The sequence below is a fragment of the Paenibacillus sp. J22P165 genome (assembly GCF_059692015.1).
On the sequence record NZ_JCAUAP010000005.1, the window covers coordinates 450,999 to 473,706 of the forward strand.

20 protein-coding genes are annotated in these 22,708 nt (G+C 47.5%); 2 read left to right on the forward strand and 18 right to left on the reverse strand.

Features of this window, described 5'->3' with window-relative positions:
• Positions 1-3 precede the first annotated feature (3 nt).
• The 16 genes from AC58QM_RS14710 to AC58QM_RS14785 form a co-directional block, all read right to left on the reverse strand.
• Positions 4-1,239 (reverse strand): CpaE/TadZ family protein, encoded by a 1,236-nt coding sequence (locus tag AC58QM_RS14710; RefSeq protein WP_497285135.1) that lies wholly within the window; start codon positions 1,237-1,239, stop codon positions 4-6.
• A gap of 57 nt (positions 1,240-1,296) precedes the next feature.
• A complete protein-coding gene (locus tag AC58QM_RS14715) occupies positions 1,297-2,007 on the reverse strand; it encodes a CpaB family protein (protein ID WP_497285137.1) in 711 nt (236 codons plus the stop codon).
• Positions 2,008-2,415: 408 nt separating this feature from the next.
• Positions 2,416-3,390 (reverse strand): PfkB family carbohydrate kinase, encoded by a 975-nt coding sequence (locus AC58QM_RS14720; protein WP_497285139.1) that lies wholly within the window; start codon positions 3,388-3,390, stop codon positions 2,416-2,418.
• Between the two features lie 15 nt (positions 3,391-3,405).
• Entirely contained in the window at positions 3,406-3,993 is a 588-nt protein-coding gene (locus AC58QM_RS14725) for a TetR/AcrR family transcriptional regulator (RefSeq protein WP_497285141.1), read from the reverse strand.
• A gap of 21 nt (positions 3,994-4,014) precedes the next feature.
• Positions 4,015-5,178: a YhgE/Pip domain-containing protein gene (locus AC58QM_RS14730; RefSeq protein WP_497285142.1), complete on the reverse strand. Its 1,164-nt coding sequence runs from the start codon at positions 5,176-5,178 to the stop codon at positions 4,015-4,017.
• A 160-nt stretch (positions 5,179-5,338) separates the two neighbouring features.
• On the reverse strand, positions 5,339-6,880 hold the full coding sequence (locus tag AC58QM_RS14735; RefSeq protein WP_497285144.1) for an extracellular solute-binding protein: 1,542 nt from the start codon (positions 6,878-6,880) through the stop codon (positions 5,339-5,341).
• Between the two features lie 97 nt (positions 6,881-6,977).
• Positions 6,978-7,838, reverse strand: coding sequence for a carbohydrate ABC transporter permease (locus AC58QM_RS14740; protein WP_497285146.1), 861 nt, complete (start codon positions 7,836-7,838; stop codon positions 6,978-6,980).
• Positions 7,832-8,692 (reverse strand): ABC transporter permease, encoded by an 861-nt coding sequence (locus AC58QM_RS14745; protein ID WP_497285314.1) that lies wholly within the window; start codon positions 8,690-8,692, stop codon positions 7,832-7,834. Before AC58QM_RS14745 ends, AC58QM_RS14740 begins: the two co-directional genes overlap by 7 nt.
• A gap of 232 nt (positions 8,693-8,924) precedes the next feature.
• Positions 8,925-10,709, reverse strand: coding sequence for a cache domain-containing sensor histidine kinase (locus tag AC58QM_RS14750; RefSeq protein WP_497285148.1), 1,785 nt, complete (start codon positions 10,707-10,709; stop codon positions 8,925-8,927).
• A 7-nt stretch (positions 10,710-10,716) separates the two neighbouring features.
• A complete protein-coding gene (locus AC58QM_RS14755; RefSeq protein ID WP_497285150.1) occupies positions 10,717-12,282 on the reverse strand; it encodes a response regulator transcription factor in 1,566 nt (521 codons plus the stop codon).
• Positions 12,283-12,502: 220 nt separating this feature from the next.
• Positions 12,503-14,101, reverse strand: a complete 1,599-nt coding sequence (locus AC58QM_RS14760) for a YncE family protein (protein WP_497285152.1) — start codon at positions 14,099-14,101, stop codon at positions 12,503-12,505.
• Positions 14,102-14,325: 224 nt separating this feature from the next.
• Positions 14,326-15,777 (reverse strand): serine hydrolase domain-containing protein, encoded by a 1,452-nt coding sequence (locus AC58QM_RS14765; RefSeq protein WP_497285154.1) that lies wholly within the window; start codon positions 15,775-15,777, stop codon positions 14,326-14,328.
• Between the two features lie 257 nt (positions 15,778-16,034).
• Positions 16,035-16,802 carry an ABC transporter permease gene (locus AC58QM_RS14770; protein WP_497285156.1) on the reverse strand — a complete coding sequence of 256 codons (768 nt, stop codon included), beginning with the start codon at positions 16,800-16,802 and terminating at the stop codon, positions 16,035-16,037.
• On the reverse strand, positions 16,803-17,564 hold the full coding sequence (locus tag AC58QM_RS14775; RefSeq protein WP_497285158.1) for an ABC transporter ATP-binding protein: 762 nt from the start codon (positions 17,562-17,564) through the stop codon (positions 16,803-16,805).
• A gap of 13 nt (positions 17,565-17,577) precedes the next feature.
• On the reverse strand, positions 17,578-18,444 hold the full coding sequence (locus AC58QM_RS14780) for a pentapeptide repeat-containing protein (RefSeq protein WP_497285160.1): 867 nt from the start codon (positions 18,442-18,444) through the stop codon (positions 17,578-17,580).
• A gap of 12 nt (positions 18,445-18,456) precedes the next feature.
• Positions 18,457-18,786: a PadR family transcriptional regulator gene (locus AC58QM_RS14785; RefSeq protein WP_310499492.1), complete on the reverse strand. Its 330-nt coding sequence runs from the start codon at positions 18,784-18,786 to the stop codon at positions 18,457-18,459.
• Positions 18,787-18,977: 191 nt separating this feature from the next.
• Between AC58QM_RS14785 and AC58QM_RS14790 the strand changes: the two genes are divergently transcribed.
• Together AC58QM_RS14790 and spoVB are read left to right on the forward strand one after the other, a co-directional pair.
• Positions 18,978-19,136 carry an asparagine synthase gene (locus AC58QM_RS14790; protein WP_310499493.1) on the forward strand — a complete coding sequence of 53 codons (159 nt, stop codon included), beginning with the start codon at positions 18,978-18,980 and terminating at the stop codon, positions 19,134-19,136.
• Positions 19,137-19,609: 473 nt separating this feature from the next.
• Positions 19,610-21,160 carry a stage V sporulation protein B gene (spoVB, locus tag AC58QM_RS14795; RefSeq protein ID WP_497285163.1) on the forward strand — a complete coding sequence of 517 codons (1,551 nt, stop codon included), beginning with the start codon at positions 19,610-19,612 and terminating at the stop codon, positions 21,158-21,160.
• A 32-nt stretch (positions 21,161-21,192) separates the two neighbouring features.
• Here the strand turns inward: spoVB and AC58QM_RS14800 are convergent, their stop codons facing one another.
• Together AC58QM_RS14800 and AC58QM_RS14805 are read right to left on the reverse strand one after the other, a co-directional pair.
• Complete coding sequence (locus AC58QM_RS14800; protein WP_497285165.1) at positions 21,193-22,104, reverse strand: cation diffusion facilitator family transporter; 912 nt, start codon at positions 22,102-22,104, stop codon at positions 21,193-21,195.
• Positions 22,105-22,255: 151 nt separating this feature from the next.
• Positions 22,256-22,609 carry a DoxX family protein gene (locus AC58QM_RS14805; protein WP_497285167.1) on the reverse strand — a complete coding sequence of 118 codons (354 nt, stop codon included), beginning with the start codon at positions 22,607-22,609 and terminating at the stop codon, positions 22,256-22,258.
• Positions 22,610-22,708: the final 99 nt, after the last annotated feature.

Here is a 22,708-nt window from a genome sequence, read left to right on the forward strand (position 1 = left end):
GGATTAGCTAACCACGCGTTTACCTGTGATAAGCTTCTGGAACCAAGTATTATGCTGGATATTTCCTCTGGAAGGAAGCTTATAAAAATCAACAAATTTCCGCGCCACCACCCTTACCTCTTGATGCATAGGATGCGTTGGGATTAACATCTCTATGAGCTTACCTTGGTTACAACGAGCGAGGGCATCTCCATGTCTACTGACATGTCCAATTAAGTGCAGCTGCGTTTCTTTTCGAATATCCTTGATCGTGAATTCACTTTGCTTCGCATTGCGATCCGTTTGTACGGCCATCAGCTCAAATGCATCCGGCTGCAAGCCAAACACTGCTCCAACCTGCCGAATCCACCTCGAGAAGTCCTCCTGAAAATGGGCAATATCCCCGGTCGTGACGACAATTTTGCTGTCAGCTTCAAGCAACCCGCTAACGGTCGCCGCATTATCCCAATACGCGCTGACTTCAATAATACAGATGTCGAAAGCGCCACGCGCCACCCGCAGCAAATGAATAATTTCCGATGGCGTAAAAAACTCCGCCTGCTCACGCAGCATATTCCCATAAAGGATATGCAAGCCATGCGCCTCTTTCGGCTTATCACAGACGTGGAGCAGCCTCTCGGGCGTTAAGCTTTGGGCCTTCAGTTCCGCTCTCAAGCCATCTAATGTAAAAAAGTGCTCTTCGCGTCCGAGATATCGATGAAGTTTTGAACTTTTGAGATTCAAACACAGATATCCAACCTTTTTCGATGTCTCCATCGCTAACATGGCAGCTACACCAAAGGACGCCAACGTCGTTCCAATATTCGGTGTGGAACCAACGAACGTAATTAACTTACCAGGAGGTACCTTCTTCGAGACCCCCTCGCTTGCTCCATCCACCCATGCGCGAATTTCATCTGCAATCGCAGCTGTACTGCGGCCCGGAAGAATATAATCCAACTTCATCAGTTTGCACATTTTCAAATACTTCTCATTGATTGAGCCATCATGGTAATTCGAGAGTAACACGATGATCTTCATCACTTTGCTCTGCCCCTGCAAGCTTTCAAGCAACTCCTCAAGCTCCCCGTATAATAGCTCCCGATCCGATAGAATGACATGTGAGTAAGCATGCTCCTTTAATTTAGGCTCTAAATTATTCGCATCCGTAAATATTTGCCACCCAAACGGCTTCTCATACACCACATTCGTAAGCTCATCGATTAACCGTTGATCCGTCGAAACTAAAGCAATTTGCATATGCTTTCACCTCTCTTTTTGCCATATTACTGCCGCACACGTACTTCCTCTATGCCATCAACTACCTGATTCCAGAATCGACGTGGAGCTAAAAGCAATCACTAGCTTCGCCTTTTTCGCTGAACATAATTGGTCGATCTGGAGCCATTCGCTTTCCGTCAAATTCAAATTGATCTGATCGATTGCCGCATTAGCTTCCAGTCTGGAAATATACATCTTCTGCTCATCCCCCTCAACTTTGGATAGCAAATTGGAGTTCTTCGGATTGTCTACCTCCACATTGGCTGATGACTTCACTGAAGCAACAGTCACTTCCTTCGCATCGAACAACCTGCGCGAGCTCCCATCCGCCCCCGATACATACATGTGAACCCGATCTCCCGCCCGTATGCCATTCGAAACCGAAAGCAGATACTCTTTAGGAATTTGAAAAGTGGCCTGTCCCTCATTCGGTAAAAGATGATAACGATTCACTTTCCACTTTAAAATAGGTTCCAGTGTCCCTAGAGGAATCATGGATTCCTGCCCGACAACATCAGTAAACTTCGTCATCATCTCCGAGGTGTAACTCCCTTTCTGAATCGACTTGAACTCGAGCATATCATCACGAATAAACTGGCCCGCGCGAATAAAATCCTTCGGAACCACAACCTGTACCGTCTGCTGCAGTTCTACCTGGTTCACTTGTAACACATACACACCGTATACGAGCGCCCCGGCAAGCAATGCAGCAACCACACTAATAAGCAGGCTTCTCCTGTGGTTCAATTGATCACCTCCTTTCTATCTGATCCTTTAAACACAACAAAAAACGCAAACCTCGGAAAATTCATCTCCGAAATTTGCGTTCTTCGCAAACCAAACTCTATTAACTTAAGTTCGAAACAATATAATAAAAGTATCACATAAACTTCCAATTTTCAACAGCTATTTACAAATTAATGGGCACTACCATTGAAGCGCTCTGCTAAATCGACATTCTAACTTCCACAGTATCCAGTTACTACTAAATAGGCACTCCCTTGCTACTCCAAGGACCTCCATCTATGCGTACTATCCCTTTGACTCAGGAAATTGTAGATACCTCAGAAAATCGGATCATGCGCGATGTCCACTCCACTTGGTGCATCTTCAAGTTGTAGATACCTCAGAATTCAGCAAAAAAAGAGACCCAGCTTACAGCTGGATCCCCTCATTAACTTCTGCGAGTGTTGGCAGCGCAGGAATTGCTCCCCTGCGCGTCGTGGTCATTGCGCCGACGCGATTCGCGAAGGCAAAGATACGTTCAGCAGCTCCGGCTTCAGCCAGCGCATCCACAACCGTAGCTGGCGTAACGCCTATCCGCGCCAGCTGAAAGAGCATGCCGCCGACAAAGCTGTCGCCGGCGCCGGTCGTATCGACGGCTGCCACAGGCACGCCGGCGATCACAACATCCTGCCGCGCGGTAACCACGCGGCAGCCCTGCGCTCCCAAGGTGATAACGATCACCTTGGGCCCGCGCTGCAGCAGCTGCTGCGCACCCGTGGTCGCGTCCACACCGAGTAGGAATTCAATTTCCTCCTCGCTGACCTTGACCACATCCGCAAGCGGAAGCTGCGCAAGGATTTCAGCCCGAGCCGCATCCGCGCTCGGCCACAGGGCTAACCGAACATTGGGGTCGTACGACACCAATGCACCAAGGTCTCTCGCTCGCTTCGCAGCGTCGAGCGTAGCTGTACGGCAAGGCTCGGCGATCAGTGATACCGAGCCAAAGTGATAGACCGCTGCGTCTTCCAGCCACTGCGACTCGACTTCGTCTGCGCGTAGCAGCATGTCCGCCGCCGGGTCGCGGAAAAACAAGAAATCGCGCTCACCGTCCGCGCGCAGCGAAACAAAAGCCAGACCGGTCTTCGCCTCATCGGTCTGTAATACCGCCGTTTGCACGCCTACGTACTGCAGCGTGCGTACTAAATAATCGCCGAAAGGATCTCGGCCGATTTTGCCAATAAACCTAGCGTCGCCGCCTAGTTTGGCGACTGCAGCAGCTACATTGGCCGGCGCTCCGCCCGCCGCCCGACCAAACTTGTCGACGTCAGCCAAAGCTTGGCCATTCTCCTCCGGCACAAAATCAATCAACAGCTCTCCCAAGCAGACGATAGTTGTTTTGCCCATATCCCCAATTCCCCTCTATTTGTTATATCCGAGCGCACGCATAATGAACGCCGTTGTTTGCCCTATCAATGTTTCCATATCCGGCCGTTCTTCCGTAAAAATCGGTTCAAAAAACTCGCGTTGCTTGTAAAAAAACATGGCTCCCAAAACAAACATGAGCGTACTATCCAGCGATTCAAACTCATAAACCCCGTCTTGTCTGCCCTTGTCCAATAAATCACGAACCTTTTGCCACAGTGGGAAAAAAATCTCTCTCATTTTATCCACACGCGGGGTAATCGTGATGATCTCCATTTGAATTATGCTAATTAGCTCCGGATCATCTGTTCGAATCTTCAGAACTTCTCTAATGACCATTTGGATACCGAGGTACGGATCATAAATACCATAGAACTCTCTCAGATCATTTGAAGGAAAAAACTGTTTAAACACCTCATGGAAAACGCTCTCTTTTCCGCCAAAATAATAGGAAACCAGAGCCACATTGGCCCCGGCCTCCTCACATATTTGACGTACGCTAGTTGCATCATAACCATGTTTTGCAAATAATTTCTTAGCTGCTAACACAATTTTCATTTTCATATCTGAATCTTGATGACCCATGCCTAGCGGCCTCCTCAATAGTTACGCATTTGATTGAACTTGATTTGTGGATAGAGCCGGCTTGGCTTTTTTAGCGACCACAACGAGCATATCAATCGCAAATGCTACTGCGGCAATTAAAAATAAGAAACCAACTTCGTGGCCTACCCCAGGCCCACCGAACAAAATATTCATCAACCCGTTCACCGCATACGTTGCCGGGAAGAAATTACTGATAGAATGATAGAAATGTGACAAAAGTTCTCTCGGTACAATCGCACCGGATGACACCAACTGCAAGGATAACATAGCAATGTTAAATAGCATACCTGCGTTCCCAAACAATGTCAAAAACATTTGTGCAACCAATGCAAACGTTAATAAGAATAATGACTCAAAGCCCCAAAGCTCTGCAAATCCTTTTTCTACGGATCCACCTAATGAAACAACCATAGTTGCACTAATGAGACCAACAACAACCGCAGCAATCACAGTTATACTGGTACGTGCAGCCATTTTTTGCGTTTTAGTTAGAGATGCACCAAGTACATTGCTAGTTACGCTGAAGTTCATTCCCATAATCATCGTACCTACGATCGAGGCAAGTACGAGCATCATCGGTAACATTTGATTCGGCATATCCTTTACTTTATTCGTGCTTTGTATATCGGAACTTACCTTACTCGCCAGACCTTGTGCAATCTGAGTCGCTTGCTCCGCAGGAAGCTGTGGATTCATCTGTGTTAGAACAGCTGATGCACCTGCCGCTACTGCCTCTTTATTCACTGTTGAAGTAATGTTCGCGGCCACAGCCTGCATGATCGACTTCGTCATAGACGGATTAGACTCATTTACTGTATAGCTAATTGGTGATGTCTGTCCTGGTGTTTGTAATTTTTTCGAAAAATCCGGTGAAATATGCATGACCATCTGTACTTCACGATTATTTAGCTTGCTCTGTGCTTCCTCATTGGAAGAGATGACTTCTGTCTTAAAGGGCAGATTACTCTGCAAGCTTTGAACAATTTTGCCACCCATTGCTTGATCCTCATTAACGATTGCAATCTTCAAATTCTTCGTATTATCCGAAACCCCGGAATAGCCGGTCATCCATATAATACTAAACAGCAATTGAAACGTAATCGCTGTAATAATCCCTACCTTCGTTGTCGCGGGCTTCAAAAATGTAGCTATCGACTGTCTCATGTTACCACTCCTCATTATTAAACGATCATTTAAAACATTCGTTTAAATAATAAGGGCGGTACGCTTTTTTGTCAACCCACTAACAGGCAAAACAAAAGGGCTGCCCCCGTCAGTCATATTATGACTTGTGGGACAGCCGCCTTTGCTTTCGATCCGAATCTTATTTAATATAACCAAGCTCTTTAATGCGTTTCTCTGCAGCGTCTAAATACGCTTTATAATTCATGGAGCCTTCCAGCGTTTTGATGAAGCTGTCATACTCGCTAAGCGGACGCTTGCCATAAATGAATTTCGACAATTCTTCTTCAATGTAACGATTCGCATCCGCTGCGTTGTAACCGTTCGGGAAGTCCACGAAGCCGTTCAAGACTTCGATCCGCGGCTGCTTGCTTGCAAATTCAATGAATTTGGACTGCGGTGCGAACTTCACTGTCAAATAATCCATTTCCGGACGACCTGTAAATTGGTAGAGCCAGAAGTAGCCGCCTTCTTTCCCCATCAGGTCTGTCGGCACGACTTTCGTTCCGTCCAGGTTGTAGTGCTTACCTTTCACACCGTATTGGACAAGCGGAGAGCCGTCTTTACCGGAAACGTAGTTCAAGAGATCCAGCACTTTTTGCAGTTTTTCCGGGCTCTTTTCGAGCGATTTCGGAATCGCATACATGCCTGCGGTCGCACCGATGTCATTTCCGCTGACGAATTGACCGCCAACACCTTTCATTGCTTCTACCTGTATCCAGTTCGCATTCGGATTCACAGCTTTAATCTGTTCAACGAACTGATCCTTGGTAACATTCGGCCAGTCTAGGTACACAATACCTGCCTGTCCTTTAATCGCCTTTTGCTGATGCTGCGTTCCTGTATTCGCCATGAGCTCAGGATCAACTTCACCTGATGCCACCATTTTTTGAATGAATTCGAGCGCATCCTTCATATTAGGATCATAAAGGGAGTTCACCATCTTATTATCTTTTACATATAAGCTCGGTACTCCCGAATAAGCGATACCATATGCGCCAAAGACCGGCTCAAACGCGCCAAATTTACCACCCGTCAGACCGAAAGTATCCTTCTTCCCGTTGCCGTCCGGATCCTGCTCAGTGAAAGCCTTTGCAACATTATAAAGCTCTTCTGGTGTCGTCGGCACTTTCAAATTAAGCTTATCCAACCAATCCTTACGAATCCAGTACGTGTTGTAAGGAACCGTAGGCGACTTGGCAATGGCAAATGTCTTGCCGTTTAGAGCGCCTTTCTTCAAGGAAGCATCACCGATAAAATCCTTCGTAGGCTTCAGCTTATCCATGTAAGGTGTAAGGTCAAGCAGCAAGCCTTGATCCGAGAACTGTTTCAGCTGTTGGCGATCCACCGCAAACAAATCAGGGAAGTTCGCTGATGCCATCCGTACGTTGAGTTGATTTTTATAGTCGTCGCCGGAAGCGTATACGGTCAAATTAATTTCCGTATTCAGCGCTTTATCCAGCTCCTGCTTAATGATGTCCTGATCAGGTGTAGGCAACCCGCTTCCTGTCTCGATAATGTCGATTTTAACAGGCTTGCCGTTGGATGTCGCAGCTGCTTTGGCGCTTTCCGCCGGTTTATTCGTCTCTGTTGTGCCCGTCGTGGATGATCCGCAACCAGCAATCAGTGTGCCTCCTGCAAACGTCATAGCGAGTAGAGCTGGAACGAACAATTTCTTTTTCATCTAAACCCCTTCTTTCTGTAAAATGAAAGATATGTTTGGCTATATGTTGCCGTCACCGAATGCGCAGGCTGCAGTCCCGAGCATCTAGGGAACGGGATCAACCTTTGACAGCGCCCATCAGCATGCCTTTGGCAAAATGCTTTTGGATGAACGGATACACTAGAATAATCGGCAAGCTGGCTGAAACAACGGCCGCCATTTGCATGGTTTCGGTCGGCAGCATGTTTTCCGCATTCTCAAGCGGCTGCTGCGTTAGCATCAAAATTTCACGAATGATGACCTGGAGCGGAAATAAGCTGCGGTCCGTCACATACATAATGGCTTGGAAAAACTCATTCCAATGGCCAACCATATAGAAAAGTCCGATTGTCATCATGGAAGGTACAGAAAGCGGCAGTACAATTTGCCACAGAATGCGGAATTCCTTCGCGCCATCCATTCTTGCCGATTCAAACAGTTCTTCGGGCAGATTTTCGAAAAAGCTTTTCATAATCAGAACGTTAAAGCTCCAAATGGCATTCGGTAAAATCATCGACCACACGGAGTCAAGCAAACCTAACGATTTCACGATTAGATACGTGGGAATAATACCGCCACTAAATAACATCGTGAACACAACCAAGAGCAAGAACAGGCTTCTTCCCGGCAGATTGCGGCGGCTGAGCGGATACGCCATGAGCAGCGTCAGCACCAGATTGACCGCAGTTCCGACGACGGTAATAAATATGGTTACCCAGAATGCCCGGGGAATCTCCGTTTCCGTCAGAAGCTTATGATAAGCTGAGAAAGTGATGGACTTCGGAATTAGGATAAAACCGCCATTTTTCAGTACCTCAGAGAACGGGGTGATAGAGACAGACACGACATACATGAGCGGGAAAATGGCTGCCAAGCCTGCAAGACTCAATATAATGACTACGACAGCGTTTACAATTCGATCCTCCCAGCCTCTTACCATATGCCCTCACCCCACTTCTTGGATAAATGATTGGAACCAAGCACAAGCACCAGGCCAATCAATGATTTGAACAATCCGACTGCGGCACCCAGCGAGAAATTCAGCTGCTGAAGCCCTGTCCGGAACACCCAAGTATCCAGAATATCGGCAACGGCGTACACTTGAATATTGTATAAAATGTAGATCTGATCAAAGCCGGCATCCATAATATGCCCCAGCTTCAGAATCAGGAGCAGCACAATCACATTGCGAATGCCCGGCAAGGTAATGTGCCATACCATCCGTAGACGACTCGCACCGTCGACTCTTGCGGCTTCATACAAGGTTGGATCTATGGCCGCCATCGCTGCGAGATAAATGATCGCGCCCCAGCCGAGATCCTTCCAAATTTCCGAACCAACCAGGATCACCCGGAAGTAATCCGTCGACGTCATAAAGCCGATTGCCTTCCCGCCAGCGCCTTCGATCCAGTTGTTGACGAGACCCGAGCTTTGCGAGAACAGCGCGATGAGCACCCCGTAAATAATGACCCAAGACAAGAAATGTGGCATGTAGGTCAAGGTCTGTACGGTTGTCTTAAACCACTTCAGCCGGCATTCATTGAGCAGCAGCGCCATAATGATCGGCGGTATCGTGCCGAAAACGAGCTTGTAAACGCTGATGATGAGCGTATTGGCCATTAATTGCCCGAAGTACGGGGAGTTGAAAAAGATTTGAAAATGCTTGTACCAAGGATCGGCCCAGCCGCTCTTCCAGATACCATCCAGCATCTGATAATCCTTGAATGCGATAATAATGCCGTACATCGGGACGTAGCGGAAGATAATAAAATAAACAATGCCCGGCAGCAGCATAAGGTAAAAAGCTCGGAACGCCCATATCTGCTTCGCTGACAATTTTGCCCTCGTTTCTCTTATCTTGCTTCCGGCCTTCGTCTCTCGATGTGCAACCATCTGTTGGTCCATGAGGCCACCTTCTTTCCGTTAAATCGCTTGCTCCTAAGTGTTGATCTCAGTATAGCAAGCGCTTTCTTCGGAAAATATACAGTGATCCTGCTAAAATGTACGAATTCTTGCAAACGCTTTATTATTGATTTTCTGTATATAGATCTGCCGGAAGCTCCATTCGGATGAGGGTTCCGACCTCCGGTACACTGAATATAGAGAGCCCATAAGTCGGTCCAAAATTAAGCCCAATCCGCTCATGCACGTTCATGACGCCGATGCCGGTAAACCTGTGTTTATTCGGAGCTTTCGTGCGCTCAGCGAATAAGCTGTCGAGCTGGTCGGCGCTCATGCCTAGACCATCATCCCGAATCGTAATGATGAGTTTTTCCCTCACGCATTTTGCCCGAATCCAAATACTCCCCGTTCGTTTGAGCGGCACCAAGCCGTGAAAAATCGCATTCTCCACCAGTGGCTGCAGCGTCAGCTTCAAGATCCGCAATTTGCGTGTTTCCGGCGCCGCGTCAATTGACATTGTAAATTTATCCCCGTATCGAATCTTCTGAATATACGCATACATGCGCAGCCCTTCCAGCTCGTCCTCCAACGTAACAAATTCGGAGCTTTTATCAAAGCTCAAGGACAGCAGACCGACCAAAGCCTTAATCGTCTCTCGCACTTCATGAATTTTATGCTGTTTGGCTAAGCTCGAAATACAGGCAAGTGTATTGTATAAAAAATGGGGAGCAATCTGGCTCTGAAGCATTTTCAGCTCGAATTGTTTTTTCCGCCGTTCTGCCTCCCTCGTCTCCAGCAGCAGGTAATGGATCCGCTCCATCATGGCATTGTAGCTTCGCGTCAAGCGGCCAATTTCATCGTTGCCCGTCACATGGATGGTATGCTGAACGTCGACGTCACGTACCCGGTCCATCTTGGCCACTAAGGTGCGCACCGGCAGCGTAATGTATCTCGAAATCATGTAGGTACTGAGCAAAATAATGACAATCCAGAACAGACCGGCCGTACTGAAGTTGCGGTATAGGCTTTGAATGTTGTGGTAGAAATAACTATTTTCATAAAAGGCTATAAAATACCATCCCAGCTTGTTCATGCCTGACTTGACCGCCACCAGTCCTCCCTGCGGGCCCTGTAGTTCTGAGGCACCTACCGGCAAATCCGCGATCTGCGTCACGAAGTCTTCACCAAGCTCCGGTGGAAACACCGACGTGTTATAGGGCAGCAGCCGGTAAGAGCTGGGCGGAAGCGTCGTATCGAAGGAGTGAACCACATTGTTTTTATTGGTGATGATGGCAAACGTTTGATTTTTCGTATTCATAAATTGCGCAAGCAAATTCGTCAGCTGTACAAGGTCAATTTCGACAACGGCAATCCCTCGAAAATCCTTCGACTGCGCCGCTTGAATCGGCAGGACGAACGCAACCGTTTTGCCTGACATTGGGGATTGGTAAGGCTCTGTAATAAACATACCGTAGGTCTGTTTGGCTTTGGTAAGCAGCGACTGCATGTAGGGATTGCCGATGATATCAAACGTCGTCTGCGAATTCGTAATGACGTTGCCATCCTCCCGCACCAAGTACAGGTTTTTATACAGCGTGCTGTTCTTATTAGCATAGTTGCGAAGCACCTCAGAGGCTTCCTTCTCTTTACCGTCGTCAAACAAGTCATCCCGCGTCGAGATCAGGAGGAGAATGTTCTGCACGTTGTCCAGATAGGCATTCATATAGAGATTCGTCCGGTCAATAATGACCTGCGCATCTGTCACTACCTGCATGCGGAACAAATGTTCAGCTTCCCGCAGGTTGCTCCATGCCAAGCCACCTAACAAGGCGACCGTTGCGATTGATAAGAATAAAAAGTGCTTCGCCAGCATCGTCCAACTGCTGAACCACGATAGAATTGCTTTCATGCGGTCATCATCCCTTTTTGTATTCTGTCGGCGCTACACCAGTCCAGTTGCGGAACAACTGGGAAAAGTAACGATAGCTCGGGATACCTACCTGCTCGGCGACTTCATATACCTTCATCTGCGTCGTCTGCAGCAGCTGGACGGCTTTTTCCATGCGCAGCCGGGTGACATAGTCGTTAAAGGATTCCCCTGTTACTTCTTTAAATAGCCGGCTCAAATAGTAGGAGCTGAGCCCGACCTCTTCCGAGACGGAAGTCAGCGTTATCGGTTCGCCGAGTTTTTCCATGATGATCTTGCGGGCGAGCTGGACTTCTTTGCGTACTTTCCGTGTATCGCCTTCCCCGTACGCGAGCTCTCGTGTGCAGAGGCTAATGAGTTCCGTCAGTGTCCCGGCGGCTAGGTGCTGCGCGGTCATGGCTTCCTGCCCGCTGTGCCGCAGATGTGAATGTGCCGCTATCGCTTCCTCGCGCACGCGGAGGAAGTAAGCGATCAGCTTGGCCGGGTTGAAGCGATTCTGAAGCGCCCACGGGCCGAACTCTTCCTGATAAAAACGCTGCAGCTCCGTTTTGTCCTTCGCTGCTTGCAGCCAGCGCTGCCGGATCAGTAGCGCATCTTGGTGCGCGTCCGGCTCGGTCTCACCCTGCGCGGCGTCGCGCGCAGCGGTTGTCGTCAGCAGCCGGCCGTAAAAGAGCAGCGCCGGCGTCACCGCGATCGAGCGCAGCGAAGAGAGCAGATCTTGGGGCTGTCGGACGGCTTCGCCAGTGACAGCCAGGAGCTGAAAAGCGCCGCTCATGTACGGCAGCGCCCCTTCTAGCGCAGCATGCAGCTCGGCTAGCAGCTGATCCATGCGGAGCATCGCGTCCGCTTCGCTTCCGGCTTGGCGGAACACGAGCAGCACCTCGCGGTCGCCGGTCAGGCACCATTGGAACGCGTGTGTGTGGTGGTCGTTCGGTGCGTGCTCCCACTGCTTTAATATTTGCTCTAGCTCGGTCATGAGGTGGAAGCGGTCGGTTTCTTTCACATCGATAGCTAAACGGTTCAAGTAGAGCGGCGCCTCCGTTTGCCAAGCTTCCCAAATCGTCTGCAGCTCTAAGGCTGAGACGCTGCCTTCTTTCGTAAGCGTATTAACGAGCTTCGCCAGTTGTCTTCGTTGCTGATCTTGACCGTAGTGGCGAAGATCCAATTGCCGACTCATGGCTGCTCGGGTTTTATCAATCAAAGCCTGCATATCGTCTTCATCGAACGACAGCTTCGTGAAGTAGTCTAAAGCGCCGAGCTTCACGGCCTCCTGCGCATAATGAAAATCGCTGTGGCAGGTGAGAAGCACAACCTGGGTCTGCGGCCATTTGTTCCGCAAGGTGCGGAACAGCTCCATCCCATTCATAATGGGCATCGTAATGTCTGTGATGACCAGATCAGGCTGCAGCTCCTCGCAGAGCGCCACTGCCTCTTCTCCATTCTCTGCTTCCCCTACGAGCCGCGCCCCCAAGGTCGACCACGGCAGGGAGCGAAGCTCCTGTCGTAACGGCAGCTCATCATCGACGATGAGCACGCTTATCGGTTTTTCTGACATCAAACTCCCACCTTCCGCTTTGAAATCGCTTTCGTTACTCCCCATCATACCAATTTTTAAAACCTTTGTTTATACAGGGATGTTGCTAAATTGTGTAAAAATCGATGAGGTTCAGAAACAATGCAAAAGAGAGCTGTTACCGACTATGGTAAACAGCTCCCTTTCTATTTTGAAATATCGTCTTGACGATAGAATATCTGATGATTCATGTTGTTAATCTTTAGGGATTCACAGCGACACCAAATGGGGAGAATCCAACAGCAATATTAAATAAAAGCGTATTTGTAATTCCGTTAATAACTGAAACTGTGGTGTTTCCACCGTTTGCCACGTAAATTGCATTTGTTAAAGGATTGACACCAACACCAGCTGGAAAGTTCGCTACTGTAGTAGAAGTTACTGCAGTAACCCCCTCTATAACTGTGATATTGTTTCCTCCCCTGTTCGTGACATAAATAGCATTCGTAATAGGGTTAGTGTCCACAGTTTCTGGAATCGTTCCTACTACAGGGACAGCTACAATAGAGAAGTTAATTCCATTTACTACAGTGACCGTGCCGTTAGCAGAGTTTGCTACGTATATCGCATTCGTATTACGATTGACTCCAACACCTCTTGGCGTAAAAAATCCTGATGTTGTACTTATCACAGTTTCCGTAACACTATCAATAATGGTAAGCGTGTTACCATTTTGATTCGCCACGTAAATATGATTTGTAATAGGATTAATAGCGATTCCGATTGGATTATCTCCTACTGCGATCAAATTTACCACCAAATTGGTACTTCCGTTAATCACATATACAACGTTGGCCCCTGATGCTACTACGTAGATACGGTTCGTATTCGTATTTACCGCGAGATATATTGGCAATGTTCCGACATTAATCGTAGCTATGACCGTATTGGTAACTCCATCTATTACCGACACAGTGGAACTGATTGTGTTCGCTACGTAAATTCGGTTCGTGATAGAATTCACAGCGACACCAGCTGGCTGAGTTCCAACTGGAATACTTGTAATAACGCTATTTGTAAAACCATTGATTACTGAGACCGTGTTGCTGTTTGCGTTTGATACGTAAATACGGTTAATAGAAGTAGGAGTGCTATTCGCTGACGCTCCTGTTGCACCTGTCGATCCTGTACTACCCGTTACCCCCGTAGCGCCAGTTGCTCCTGCCAATCCTGCCGTACCCGTTGAACCTGTCGGTCCTGTCGGTCCTGTCGGTCCTGTCGGTCCTGTTGCTCCTGTACTGCCAGTTACCCCTGTAGCACCAGTTTCTCCTGGCAATCCCGCTGTTCCTGTTTCACCTGTCGGTCCTGTTGTTCCTGTACTACCCGTTCCCCCCGTAGCGCCAGTTGCGCCAGTCGCGCCTGCCAATCCTGCCGTACCTGTTTCACCTGTCGGTCCTGTAGCTCCTGTACTGCCCGTTACCCCTGTAGCGCCCGTTGTTCCTGCCACTCCTGCCGTACCCGTTTCACCTGTTGGTCCTGTTGCTCCTGTACTACCCGTTCCACCCGTAGCGCCAGTTGCGCCTGCCAATCCTGCTGTTCCTGTTGCTCCTGTCGATCCTGTTCCACCAGTTACTCCTGTTGCACCGGTTGTACCAGTCGGTCCTGTTGCTCCAATAGCTCCAGTGGATCCTTTTGCTCCTGTCGTACCTGTTGCTCCCGTTGCACCGGTTGCTCCTGTGGTACCTGTCGGTCCTGTTGCTCCAATAGCTCCAGTCGATCCTTTTGCTCCTGTCGTACCTGTTGCTCCCGTTGCCCCCGTTGCTCCTGTGGTACCTGTCGGTCCTGTTGCGCCATTACTCATAATTTGCACCCCCTAGTTAATAATGCTTCAGCTCATCGTATTTCTAGCATCTCTTCATTATATGATTGCGAGATTGGAATGCATGGACGAATCAAATAGACATACGAATCTATACAATGCCCTAAGTCTAGTTATATATTTTCACTGTTCAGACGAGTGAACGAATAACCCACCTTATCTCACAAGGTGGGTTATTCGTTCATATGTATGTATTCACCTAGCCGCTACCTCAAGTACCCGTTAAGATGCCCATCATGTTCGTTCATCTGAACGCCAGCGGGAACAATCTGAACGCTTAAACTGTCTTGTTCGAGGAACCGACAAGTAAAAGTAAACATTTGAAGTGGATGGACAATGTGAACAGTCACAACCAATGTTCGTTCATCCGTCCATACTGCAGCACCATAAGAGGTTGCATCTGTATGCATGATAGGGTCCACTCCTGGCGTCCAATCCCCTAAGCCGAACCGCAAATCCACTCGTTTGCCCTCTTTGTAGAAGTAAAGTCCCGGCTCCTCTCCCTCCAACTCGAACTCACATGCTTCGTAATCGTACTGATTAGGCTCCAGAACCCATCGCCTTCCCGATATATTCCCGAGAAGCGGTGAACTCGCTTTCCCTTCCGGCATGAATAATTTCAAAGTAGTAAGACGATCTTGAAATGCTTTTTCCGCTGCCAAATGGGGGGCAAGACAAGCACCATCGTTCTCTATGAGCGAGGCATAGATAGTAGACCAAAAGCATTCAAAAATGAGCGCTTGCCCATCCTTGTACTCGAGTGTATTAGCAGTAGTTACAAGCACGACCTCTTGATCTGGCAGCACGATGACAAGTTGACCGCCCATGCCAAACGCACAATAGCCGTTGTTACGGATCCTCCAGAATTTATAGCCATAGCCCAGCTTACCGTCCAGCATGAAACGAGTGCCGTAAGTGCCGATTCGATTGCCTGTGCTGCGTTCTACCCATCCTTCAGGAAGTATACGGACGTTATTCCACACGCCATCCTGAAGGTAAAGCTGGCCAAACCGTGCTAATGCATCCGTTGTGCAGTGGAGGCCGCTGCCGCCCTTGTTAATACCGGATGGGCAGTTTTCCCACCATAGTTCCCCCATTCCGAGCGGATCAAACAACCGGGGGCGAAGATAGGCCAGGACGGAAGTTCCTGTTACCTTTTGCACAATTGCAGCTAACGTATGAGTCCCCGTCGTATCATAAGAGAAGCTTGTACCCGGCATTTTGGAAGGCGGCGTATTTAGAAAGACTTGGACCCAGTCTTCTTCTTGCTGCTTGTGTGTAGATTTGGGGTGTACCGTAGCCATAAGCAGTAAATGTTCTATAGTCATCATCGCTGTGAAGGGATGGACCTCATCTTCAAGTTTTTCCGGAAAGAAATCCACAACACGGTCAGTAAGTTTCAGAAGCCCCTCACCTATAGCAATGCCTATAGCGGCAGAGGTTACACTTTTGCTTACCGAAAAAATTGGGTGCAAATGATCTGCTTGGAAGGGGCTGTAATAACCATCAGCAACAAGTCGTCCGCTCCGAAGAAGCATGAAGCTATGCAAAGGGATTCCTAATTCCTCCACCTTTTCCACAAAGGCCAATACGGCATCTGATGCAATCCCAGCCTTTTCAGGTGAAATTCGTTCAAACTGATTTTGGGCTTTATCCATATTTGTCCACTCCTCTATCATTGTGATTCCATTGTAACCCCTTTCTATCCTAATGTCTTTGCCGTGTTTTTTGTTAAAATGTTGTTGTATTGTGATGTAAAAAGCCTCTAGCATTAAATAAAAATAAATATACCGAAACCTCTTCCGACTTACATCGGTATTGGCATCGGTATGAATAGTTACTTTTATTTTTTAGCATACTTTAGTTACAGTCCTCACTGATGTTAAATCGAATATGGAGATCCCTTTTTATACATTTACACCCGATTTTTATAAACCCTCATAGCAAAGAAATAAGCCACAATCATGATTCCAACGCACCATGCAAGCGCAATCCATATACCACTGCCCACTGGCTGACCCGACAGCAGCGCACGAATCGCATTCACAATCGAAGTTACTGGCTGGTTTTCAGCAAAAGCCCGAACGACGCGCGGCATTGACTCGGTAGGCACAAAGGCTGAGCTGATAAATGGCAGGAAGATAAGCGGATAAGAAAAGGCACTTGCTCCATCAATCGTTTTGGCCGTCAGTCCAGGAATGACTGCTACCCACGTTAATGCCAGCGTAAACAACGCGAGAATACCAGCAACTGCAAGCCATGGCAGTATCCCTGCGGTCGAACGAAAACCCATAAGCAACGCGACAAGAATGATGATGACAACCGAAATTGCGTTGGATACCAGCGAGGTCATCACATGCCCCCAAAGTAGGGTGGAACGTGATATCGGCATAGAGTGAAAACGTTCGAATATGCCCTTTTGTACATCTGTAAACAAGCGGAAAGCTGTGTAGGATATGCCGCTAGCAATAGCAATGATAAGGATACCTGGTAACAAGTAATTCACATAGTTATCCGTTCCTGTTTGAATGGCACCGCCTAACACATAGACGAACAGCAGCATCATCGCGATTGGCATGATAGTAACGGTGATAATGGTGTCCACACTGCGGAAAATATGGCGCATCGACCGTCCAAGCATAACGCTCAGGTCACTGAAGAAGTGATTTTTTGTCGTTTCCATTTATATGGCCTCCTTTTTGCCTACGATTGCGAGGAAGATCTCTTCCAATGTCGGCTGCTTTTCAACGTACTCCACCTTCGTAGATGGGAACATCTTTTTCAGATCTGAAAGTGTGCCGTTGGCGATAATTTTACCCTCATGCAAAATGGCAATTCGATCGGCAAGCTGTTCAGCTTCCTCCAGATACTGCGTGGTCAGAAGTACCGTAGTCCCTCCGTCAGCAAGTTCCTTAACGATCTTCCAAACTTCAATACGTGCCTCCGGATCAAGACCTGTAGTCGGCTCGTCAAGGAAGATAATTTTCGGTTTTCCCACGAGGCTCAAAGCGATGTCGAGCCTGCGGCGCATACCGCCTGAGTACGTAGAGACCCTGCGATCTGCGGCGTCTGTTAGGCCGAAGCTTTTAAGCAAATCGTCCGCGACCTGATGCGGATTTTTGAGATAACGAAGCTTAGCAATCAAGACGAGATTTTCCCGTCCGGTCAAAATTTCATCCACCGCGGCAAACTGTCCGGTTAAGCTGATCGACTGCCGCACATTCTCCGGTTTGGTCGCAACGTCGAATCCGTTAATGGAGGCGGTTCCGCTGTCTTGTTTCAGCAATGTGCTGAGAATTCTCACGACCGTTGTCTTGCCCGCCCCGTTAGAGCCGAGTAGGGCGAAAATACTGCCTGTTTCAACCTCAAAATCAACACCCTTTAAAACTTGAAGCTGCTTATAGGATTTTTGCAGTCCTTTTACTTGAATAGATGTAGTCGGCATAAACTTCCCCTCCTTATCGTATAGTAACCTTGGACAAATCGGCCCCCATGCCTTTAAGCGAAGCATAGGTCAGTTTATCCATAACTGCACCGTCAAAGCTAATGGTTTTGAATGCACGGTAATACTTATTGGTCAACGAGAAGAACGCCTGAAAAGATACATTTTTAAGGATTGCGCCTTTGAAAGAAACTTCGTTTACTGCCGATTTATCAAACTTAACGCCGATAAAGGTTTGCCCGTCAAAACATTGCCCGCTTAGGTCGGAATATTCAAAGTCCACGCCGTCAAAGATACAATTCTCAAAGATTGTCTTTCTAAGATCAATCTTGCTTATCGTGACGTCGGTCAATTTGATACCAGTGAATTTGGCTCCTTCCATCCCGGAAACGCTGAAGTTGGTGCGTACAAGCGTCGACTCATTGAAGCTTACATTCGTAAGGTCGGTTGCCATTAAGGTACAGTCCGTCAGATTGGAACCGTCAAAATTGGCATCTCGTAAATCACTGCTCTTAAACGAACTTCCGGTCAAGTCAGCACCAGCAAAGTCGGCACCGCGTAATGCGCTAGCATTAAATTGACCTTTGTGGGCTTTAACGCCTGCAAAGTCGCCCATTGCTAGGTTGCTTGCGCTAAAGTTGGTTACGAGTTGTCGCTCGAGTGAGCGGGAGAGGTTCGCAACTTCCAATATCGTTTGTTCGATGTCGCCGATGCTTTCAATCGTCATTTGAAATGCAGTATCATCGTCTTTGCCCTCAGCTTTGAGTTCACGATATCGCTCCTGCAAATCAGAGTGCAGGTCCGTCTTCAATTCGGTTACGCTTTTTACCCCATCGTATGGCGTGAAAACACCGTTTAAATAACTCGTCAATTTCTTATTCATAATCCCATCTCCTTATAATAAGTTTTCTAGTACACGTTTCGAATATTCCCAATTGTTCTTGTTGCGAACGTAAGCGTTTCTGCCTTTTTCAGTTATCCTAAAATACTTGCGCCTTCCGCCCTGCGTCTCATCGCCCCAATACCACTCGATATCGCCGTCTGTCTCAAGCCGCCGGACACTGGAGTACATCGTAGCTTCCTTTAATTCATACTCGCCGCCCGAGCGCTCGGCAATCAGCTTAACAATCTCGTATCCGTAGCGATCCGCTTCAGACAAAAGCCGTAGAATCATTGTATCCGTATGTCCGCGAAGCAGGTCGGATGTGATTTTGTTCTCGCTCATATCGTCACCTCCATATACACATAATACGATACACTACTATGACTGTCAAGGTACTTTGTTAAATTAAATACCATATTTGAAAATATCCGCATTTTCACTAGGTTTCTTCGTATCAACCGCACTGCATAAGCTAGTTATTTTGAAGCAAACTAAAGGTTGTCTTGCCAAACAAACCTGAAGGAGTGGTATTCATGCGCGAAGGATTGATTCCGGCTGTTCTGGGGACTGTCGTTTCTGCATCTGGAGCTTCAATGCTGAAAAGCAAGTACAAGCTTCTTGGTGTCGGTGTCCTTGGTTTCGGAGTTGCTCATGTGATTCTTGGAGCGATTGATCTCGTAGAACATCGTTAAGTTTGGCGAGCATCGGGGCGTTTCGTACCCCCATTAGAAAAAAGAGGTAGTCTCAAAAGTCGATATCGACTTTTTGAAACAACCTCTTTTTTCGTTAATGACCTTTGAGTAATGAACCTGCTTCCTCTGCTTCCTCTGCTTCCTTCAATCTAACTGGATTTTCTCCATCTATTTGAAACGGATTTCCAGAATTCGAAAGGTTAACTGTATTTCCTGTAGTTAAATCCCTTCGTTTTGCTCGATTCTCTAAACTTCGTACAAATTAGATGTAACTTTTCCATTTAATCATACAGACAGGTCAAATTCGGAGAAATTAGCTGTAGTTTATACATCTAAACGCGTATTGGCAGCCACAATGCTTTCACACTGAGCTCTTGGCACATCGATTTCACCGACATCAAGATCGGCTTGTTCGCATGCTTTTCCAATTATTGAATACATTTAAGTATTCGATAAACAGGAGGGCAACAATCATGTCACAACATGGGCAATCGTTCATGAGAGGTACGCTAGTCTTGTCTGTCGCTGCTTTCATTAACCGTATTCTCGGTTTTATCAGCGGCATGTATATCGCTCGCGTACTGGGCGCAGAGGGGATTGGCATCTTAATGATGGCTCATCCGCTCGTCCCGCTCGTCATAACGATTACGGAGCTTGGATTACCCGTCGCCATTTCAAAGCTGGTCGCAGAAGCACACGCTCGCGGTGAACGGACCAAAGTGAGACGCATCCTGCATGTCTCTCTCGCGGTCACTGGCTTTTTGAGTGTAACGCTGACGACCTTATCGTTATTTGGATCGGAGTGGATCGCATCCATTCTGCTTAGCGATCAACGCGCTTATTACGCGATGCTCGCGATCACACCGATCGCGCCAATCGTCGCTGTCTCCGCTGTATTAAAGGGATATTTCCGCGGTATGCAGCAGATGAAAACCATTGCCGCTTCCGATGTGCTGGAACATACCGTGCAAATCGCATGTGTACTTGCGCTGGTTCACCTCTTGCTGCCATATGGCGTCGCTTATGCCGCCGCTGGTGCAATGGCTGCGTCTGTTGTCAGCGAAGCGATTAGCCTCCTCTTCCTGATGGCGAGCTACAAGCTTCACGGTGAATCGAAGAGGCCTGGAGAGACGTGGGCAAGCAACCTGAAGAAAGGAAAGGGGACACTTGGCGAGCTGCTACAAATCGGACTCCCGACGACAGGGCACGGAGTCATTCATTCGTTATACAGCACCTTTCAACCACTTCTCATTACAACCAGCCTCGCGCTGGCTGGCGTCGGCACAGCGTTAGCCACGAAACAATTCGGTATGCTAGCCGGTTATGCGTTCCCGCTGTTGTTCATGCCAAGCTTTATTACGCAATCCTTGTCCACCGCGCTCATTCCTGCAATAGGCGAGGCAGCGGCGAACAAGAACAGTCTGCTCATTCATGAGCGGATGAATCAAGCGTTGACCTTGGGGCTCCTGATTGGCGCACCGGCGACCGTTATCCTGTACGAGTGGGCAACACCGCTTACAACACTTGTCTATCATTCACCAGAAGCAGGCTTACTGCTCAAAATACTGGCGCCGATGTTTTTTCTACATTATTTCGATGCTCCGCTTCATGCGATACTACTAGGGCTTGGCCGCGCGAAAGCTACGCTGTGGAATTACATCATTGCCACCTTAGTTAAAGGTGTCTCTATCTTTGTGTTCGGCAGCCAATATGGCATTATTGGTGTTGCGTACGGTATTGGTATCGGCATTGTAGTTCAAACACTGCTGAACTTCTTTTCCATCTCAAGCTCGATCGGATTTTATTGGAGTATTCGACCTTATGTCAAGGTTGCGATCTGTATGATGCTGATGTTGATTTGCGGACACTGGGCCTATGCTTATGTTGTGAGCCTAGGTTTTCCGCCGGCATGGTGCGTAGTCACTTCCATCGTCTTTTCCTTGTTCCTCTATTTCACAGCTCTCGTATTCACCGGTGCATTGAACCGGAAAAGTACACGCCACCGCTTCTCGTTTCCCTGGTAAACCCCTACTTACGAATAGCAAAAGAGGCCGCACTAAGTGCGAGCCTCTACCTTGTCATTTTTCGGACTACTAGATACCTCGATGGGTTCAATGTGAATATGGACATGGGATATGTTATGAAGTTCATTCATTCTATTCTCAATATGCTCTGTAATGTCATGACTTTCGCTTACGTTAAGCTCATGATCTACACCGATAGTCACATCAACCAGCTTATTGTTTCCATGAATGCGGGCTTTAACATCAATGACTTTTTCCACGCCAGGTATCTCGCGTATCGTCTTTTTAATGGTTTGAAGCTCAGCATCGTCAAAGCCATCCGTTAGCGCGTGCGTAGAATCGCGGAAAATATCCCATGCTGTTTTGCAAATAATAAATCCAACAATAAGTGCTGTTATAGGATCAAGCCATGGCAATCCAAATTGAGAACCAACGATACCGACAAAAGCACCGATACTCACAAACGCATCCGAACGATTATCCTGTGCAGCCGCCATCATCGCATGACTGTTTATTTTCCTAGCCAAACGAACATTATACAGATAGACCAAGTACATAATTACGGCACAAAAAACAGCCGTCCATGCCGCAACCATATCAGGGGTCTCTATGCGCTCCACCCAAAACTTCGTAAATGCTTGATAGAGTACTTGAATACCTACCGCGAACATAATAAAAGAGGCAACTAACGCCGCCACCGTTTCCGCTCGATAATGACCGTACCGGTGATCTTTATCGGGTGGCTTTCGCGATATCCTTAGCCCGACTAAAACCGCAATGGACGCAATAATATCTGTGGCATTATTTAAACCATCCGCCGATAACGCTTCAGAATTGGAGAAATACCCGATGGTTAGCTTCAAAGCGGAAAGAATAATGTAAGCGATTATACTTAACCAAGCACCTTTTTCACCTAGCTTGATGTCATCATATGTGTTTTCCATGCATACACCACTCTCTATCTATGTCGATGATTATCATACTAGACGAAAGTTGTGTGGGTCTAGAGAAACAGTTTTGCTAACATCTTTAAAAGTAAGTTCAAACAAACAATGTTGAGTAAGTCCAAAAAAATGCGACTAGGACAATTCTCAGCTACAATGCGGCCGCTCCAAACAAGTGGCTTGTACTGATAACCAAGGACAATAAGCAGAGAATGATTGCTGGAATTGCCTTCGAGAACGGATCTTTTGCCACAAAAAGCAACATACCTGCCGCTACCAGCATTGTTCCTCCTAAAAGAAGTCCTGTTACGGTTGCGACAATAGATACCCAGATTCCCACAATCATACCAATTGAGCAGACAATCTCAATAAGCCCCGTCAAAAAATTAAAAACAGGTGGCATGCCCAAACGTTTGAATTCATTTGCCATTTTGCCACTAATAATTCTGACCCCCGTAAACATAAAAAACACGCCAACTATGACTTGCAAAATCAAAATAACCATCGTTTTCACTCCCATCTTTTTGTTTTTAACATATATATGCTATAGCATACATATGACCTATTAACGAATCTACCTCTTTCTAACTACTCACCTCCTTTC

Bases quoted from the DNA above. Each gene is read 5' to 3' on its own strand.
- AC58QM_RS14805 (WP_497285167.1), bottom strand. From the start codon at position 22,609: ATGGTTATTTTGATTTTGCAAGTCATAGTTGGCGTGTTTTTTATGTTT.
- AC58QM_RS14745 (WP_497285314.1), bottom strand. From the start codon at position 8,692: ATGCTGCTGCCGGGCATTGTTTATTTTATTATCTTCCGCTACGTCCCG.
- AC58QM_RS14740 (WP_497285146.1), bottom strand. From the start codon at position 7,838: ATGGTAAGAGGCTGGGAGGATCGAATTGTAAACGCTGTCGTAGTCATT.
- AC58QM_RS14750 (WP_497285148.1), bottom strand. From the start codon at position 10,709: ATGAAAGCAATTCTATCGTGGTTCAGCAGTTGGACGATGCTGGCGAAG.
- AC58QM_RS14765 (WP_497285154.1), bottom strand. From the start codon at position 15,777: ATGGATAAAGCCCAAAATCAGTTTGAACGAATTTCACCTGAAAAGGCT.
- AC58QM_RS14790 (WP_310499493.1), top strand. From the start codon at position 18,978: ATGCGCGAAGGATTGATTCCGGCTGTTCTGGGGACTGTCGTTTCTGCA.
- AC58QM_RS14770 (WP_497285156.1), bottom strand. From the start codon at position 16,802: ATGGAAACGACAAAAAATCACTTCTTCAGTGACCTGAGCGTTATGCTT.
- AC58QM_RS14800 (WP_497285165.1), bottom strand. From the start codon at position 22,104: ATGGAAAACACATATGATGACATCAAGCTAGGTGAAAAAGGTGCTTGG.
- AC58QM_RS14710 (WP_497285135.1), bottom strand. From the start codon at position 1,239: ATGCAAATTGCTTTAGTTTCGACGGATCAACGGTTAATCGATGAGCTT.
- spoVB (WP_497285163.1), top strand. From the start codon at position 19,610: ATGTCACAACATGGGCAATCGTTCATGAGAGGTACGCTAGTCTTGTCT.
- AC58QM_RS14780 (WP_497285160.1), bottom strand. From the start codon at position 18,444: ATGAATAAGAAATTGACGAGTTATTTAAACGGTGTTTTCACGCCATAC.
- AC58QM_RS14725 (WP_497285141.1), bottom strand. From the start codon at position 3,993: ATGGGTCATCAAGATTCAGATATGAAAATGAAAATTGTGTTAGCAGCT.
- AC58QM_RS14730 (WP_497285142.1), bottom strand. From the start codon at position 5,178: ATGAGACAGTCGATAGCTACATTTTTGAAGCCCGCGACAACGAAGGTA.
- AC58QM_RS14720 (WP_497285139.1), bottom strand. From the start codon at position 3,390: ATGGGCAAAACAACTATCGTCTGCTTGGGAGAGCTGTTGATTGATTTT.
- AC58QM_RS14785 (WP_310499492.1), bottom strand. From the start codon at position 18,786: ATGAGCGAGAACAAAATCACATCCGACCTGCTTCGCGGACATACGGAT.
- AC58QM_RS14755 (WP_497285150.1), bottom strand. From the start codon at position 12,282: ATGTCAGAAAAACCGATAAGCGTGCTCATCGTCGATGATGAGCTGCCG.
- AC58QM_RS14775 (WP_497285158.1), bottom strand. From the start codon at position 17,564: ATGCCGACTACATCTATTCAAGTAAAAGGACTGCAAAAATCCTATAAG.
- AC58QM_RS14760 (WP_497285152.1), bottom strand. From the start codon at position 14,101: ATGAGTAATGGCGCAACAGGACCGACAGGTACCACAGGAGCAACGGGG.
- AC58QM_RS14735 (WP_497285144.1), bottom strand. From the start codon at position 6,880: ATGAAAAAGAAATTGTTCGTTCCAGCTCTACTCGCTATGACGTTTGCA.